This window comes from Microcystis sp. M53603_WE2, assembly GCF_030065435.1.
Window position 1 is genome coordinate 1 of sequence record NZ_JASJFF010000202.1, and the last position, 4,539, is coordinate 4,539.

Sequence of the window (4,539 nt, forward strand, 5' to 3'; positions counted from 1 at the left end):
CAGTGGTGACGGTGACTTTGGCAATTGGAACCCAAAGAATGGTGAGAAGACAAGCTTTAATCCGTAAATTGCCAGCAGTGGAAACCTTAGGCTCGGTAACGACGATTTGCTCCGATAAAACCGGAACTTTAACTCAAAATAAAATGGTGGTGCAGAAAGTCAATACTTGCCACCATGTCATTACTGTCGCGGGGGAAGGTTACGCGCCCATCGGTGAGTTTAGTGGTGCTAGTGAAAGTGATCCCGAACTACAGGCAATTTTAACGGCTTGTGTGCTGTGTAATGATGCACTTTTGCAAAATAAAGAGCAAGAATGGTTAATTTTAGGCGATCCCACCGAAGGAGCTTTACTGACGTTAGCGGGTAAAGGAGGACTATATCGGGAAGCATTGCAGCCAAAAAGCCCTCGTTTAGGCGAATTTCCCTTTTCTTCCGAAAGAAAGAGAATGTCAGTAATCTGTGAGAATGCCCAGTTAGGTTTGGGGGATTCTGCCTATTTAATGTTTACCAAAGGCTCACCGGAATTAATTCTCGAACGTTGTTCTCTGATCCAAGTTGGGGCGGAAAGTCAACCCTTAACAGATGAACAAAGAAGCCGTATTTTGGCACAAAATGACGAAATGGCGGGTAATGGCCTACGAGTCTTAGGTTTTTCCTATAAACCGATGACAGAAGTGCCAGAAGCGGAAAGAGAAGATAGTGAGGAACAATCCCTGGTTTGGTTGGGATTGGTGGGAATGCTCGATGCACCCCGCAAAGAAGTTAAAGAAGCGGTTGCCCTCTGTCGTCAAGCGGGAATTCGTCCGATTATGATTACCGGAGATCACCAATTAACCGCCAAGGCGATCGCATTTGAATTAGGAATTGCTGCCCCCGGGGAGCGAGTAATCACGGGTAAAGAATTAGAAAAAATGTCTCAGAATGACCTAGAGGCAGAGGTAGATGGTGTGAGCGTCTATGCTCGCGTTTCTCCCGAACATAAGCTGAGAATCGTCCAAGCTTTGCAAAAACAGGGCAAATTCGTCGCCATGACGGGGGACGGGGTGAACGATGCTCCGGCACTAAAACAAGCGGATATCGGCATCGCCATGGGGATTACGGGAACCGATGTCAGCAAAGAAGCCAGTGATATGATTTTGCTGGATGATAATTTTGCCACCATCGTCGCCGCTACCGAAGAAGGGCGCGTGGTTTACAGCAACATTCGGCGCTTTATTAAATACATTCTCGGCAGTAATATTGGCGAGGTTTTAACGATTGCAGCGGCTCCTCTGCTCCGTTTAGGCGGTGTACCCCTTTCTCCCTTGCAAATCCTCTGGATGAACCTTGTCACCGACGGTTTACCGGCTCTTGCTCTGGCAATGGAACCCGCCGAACCTAATGTGATGAAACGTCCACCTTTTAGCCCCCGGGAAAGCATTTTTGCTCGCGGGTTGGGTTGGTATATGATTCGCATCGGTGTGGTGTTTGCCATTCTCACCATTATTATGATGGCTTGGGCTTACCGATATACTCAAGCAACCCCCGAAATCGGAGATCCTGGACGTTGGAAAACCATGGTATTTACTACCCTCTGTTTAGCACAAATGGGTCATGCTTTGGCGGTGCGTTCCCATACCCAGTTAGCTGTGCAAATGAATCCCTTCTCTAATCCTTACATTATCGCCGCCGTGGGCTTGACAACGATCCTACAATTGTTGTTAATTTATGCTCCTCCTCTACAAAGCTTCTTCGGCACTCAATGGATTAGTGGCACAGAATTATTAATCTGTTTTGGATTTAGTGCCTTAATGTTTGTTTGGATTGAGTTGGAGAAGTTATTTATTCGCTGGTTCATGACGAAAAAATAAATCAATGCCAACACCAATTATTCTGACTTTAACGGTTTTAGTCGTTGCTTTAGTCGCTTTCGTGGCGGAATGGCTACCGGTAGATTTAACCGCTTTATGCGTGGCGATTGTCCTCATTCTTTTGGGTTTAGTTACTCCCGAAGAAGGTATCGCCGGATTTAGTAATGCTGCCACGGTGACAGTGATGGCGATGTTTGTGCTTAGTGCTGGAATTACCCGCACGGGAGTGATTCAAGTAATTCGCGATCGCTTGCTGGTTTGGGGGGGCAAAAATCCCCACCAACAGGTATTTGTCTTAGGGGCATTGGTGGGGCCGATTAGTGCTTTTATTAATAACACGGCAGTGGTGGCGATCTTTTTACCCATCGTTGAAGATTGGTGTAAAAAACAAAAAATTTCCCCTTCTAAGTTATTAATTCCCCTTTCCTACGCCACGGTTTTAGCGGGGATGATTACCGTGGTGGGAACTTCTACTAACATTCTCGCTAGTGGTATTTCTGCCAAGCTGGGTTATGGGGAATTTAGCTTATTTCAATTCACTGCTTTAGGATTAGTAACTTTTTTGGCAGGGTTGATTTATTTAACAATTTTTGCCCCGAAATTACTACCTGATCGCAAATCTTCCACGGGGGAATTTTTAGACGATGATTACGGTTCTAAAGTATATCTGAGTGAGGTCATTGTTACCCCTCGTTCTAATCTTATCGGTCAAACTTTATCTCAAAGTGGACTACAAAGAAAGTTTGATTTTGATGTGTTGGAATTAATCAGAAATAAGGTACATTTACCCCAACCTTTAGCCGATAAAGTTCTCAATGCTGGCGATATTTTAATCGTTCACAGTAGCCGGGAAGAACTATTAAAAATTAAAGATGAAAGAGGATTAGAAATCTTTGCTGATCTCAAATTTCAGAAAGAAGATATTGAGTCGGTAATTACTACAGGTGAGGAAAAATTAGCCGAGGTTTTGATTCTCTCTAATTCCCGTTTAATTGGGACAACTTTAAAAGATTTGAAATTCCGTCAGCGTTATAACGCAACAGTTCTGGCGATTCGCCGTGGTTCGGAATTACTACAAGGAAGATTAGGTAAAATTCCTTTAAAGTTTGGCGATTTGCTCTTGGTTCAGGGACCAAAACAGAGTTTTATTGGTTTACAAACCACGCGGGAATTATTAGTCTTAGAAGAAAAAGAAATTGAATCCCAGCGACAGGATAAAGGCATTATTGCTTTAATAATTACTTTGTCGGTGATTATTATTGCCGCTTTTGATATTCAACCAATTCTCGTCACCAGTTTAGTTGGGGTGGTTTTAATGGTAATTACTGGCTGTCTAAAACCGGGGGAAGTCTATGGTTCTATTCGTTGGGATATTATCTTTTTATTAGCGGGTTTAATTCCCCTAGGTACTGCCATGGATAACTCGGGAACTACTAAATGGTTAGCAGATAATTTAGTGGCTATCGGCGGCAATCTTTCGGGGTTTTGGATCTTAGTTTTCTTCTATCTAATTACCTCAGTTTTAACTGAAATCCTCTCTAATAACGCCGCCGTCGTGTTAATGATTCCCGTCGCCGTGGAAGTGGCGAAAACTTTGGGTTTAAATCCTTTGGCTTTTATGTATGCTGTCACCTTTGCTGCTTCTAATAGTTATCTCACACCAATTGGCTATCAAACTAACACCATGGTTTATGCACCTGGCGGCTATAAATTCCTCGATTTTACCCGTTTGGGTGCGCCCCTAAATTTAATTTTGACGTTTTTAACCCCTAGTTTAATTGTCTTGTTTTATGGCTTGAAATAAAGAAAGAGATCGAAGATTCTTCGATCTCTAAAAAGAATTTGATCAGTAGTCAAAACTATTTCGATTCAGCAAAGCGTTTACGCAGGGATTCGGTGCGCTTTTTCGCTACGGTATTATCAGGATCAAATTTGAGAGTTTCTTCGTAGGTTTCGAGAGCTTTTTTAGCCATTTGTTTCTTTTCGTAAACATTGCCAAGATTATTGAGAGCGATCGAGTATTGAGGATAAAGTTTAATGGCTTCTTTGTAGTTACGAATCGCTAATTCTAATTGTTCTTGAGCAAAATAGGAAAAACCGATCGCATTGTAGATTAGGGCTTGATTTTCTGGTTCGATGCTTTCTTCCTCAGAGATTTTTAAAGCCTTTTGTAGTAAACTCAATGCTTGAACATAGAGTTTTTTATCGAGATAAAGACTCCCTAATTCATAGTATTCTTTAGCTGTACCTTTTTCTTTTTGCAATTTCTTTTGTAGCTTGTTAAAGGTTCCTTCCACTCGACGGGTTTTAAAGATTTGCACGATGACAAAAATTCCTAAACCAATCACGAAAATTAGCAATCCAGAAACGTAAATAAGCGGCAGGGTATCTTCCATAATTAGCGATCGAGCAATTAATATTTTTATACTTATTCAATCAGATTATAGCAGGATTTAGTCAGTTATCAGTGATCAGTTATCAGTGATCACTGATCAGATTTGAGTTTTCAGTTCACTGTTCACTGTTCACAGCAAAAAACTCCCCACTTCATAATTCATAATTCTCACACCCCACTCCCCACACCCCACACCCCAAACCCCACCTCAATATACTCAATGCATATTACCAACCCATCAAACCGAAGTCTGTCGAATCCGTGATCATGTCCCACCACCTCTGAGCTCTCAGC

General features: G+C 42.3%; 3 protein-coding genes. 2 read left to right on the top strand and 1 reads right to left on the bottom strand.

The features are described from left to right. Both PX481_RS04320 and PX481_RS04325 read left to right on the top strand, forming a co-directional pair. A partial coding sequence (locus PX481_RS04320) for a cation-translocating P-type ATPase (RefSeq protein WP_288093773.1) occupies positions 1-1,850 on the top strand: 1,850 nt, incomplete at its 5' end. Between the two features lie 4 nt (positions 1,851-1,854). Continuing rightward, the gene (locus PX481_RS04325; RefSeq protein WP_288056573.1) at positions 1,855-3,654 is read left to right on the top strand and encodes an SLC13 family permease; all 1,800 of its coding nucleotides are present in this window, start codon (positions 1,855-1,857) and stop codon (positions 3,652-3,654) included. Between the two features lie 55 nt (positions 3,655-3,709). Here the strand turns inward: PX481_RS04325 and PX481_RS04330 are convergent, their stop codons facing one another. Further along, positions 3,710-4,246, bottom strand: coding sequence for a tetratricopeptide repeat protein (locus tag PX481_RS04330; protein ID WP_288028216.1), 537 nt, complete (start codon positions 4,244-4,246; stop codon positions 3,710-3,712). Between the last annotated feature and the right edge of the window lie 293 nt (positions 4,247-4,539).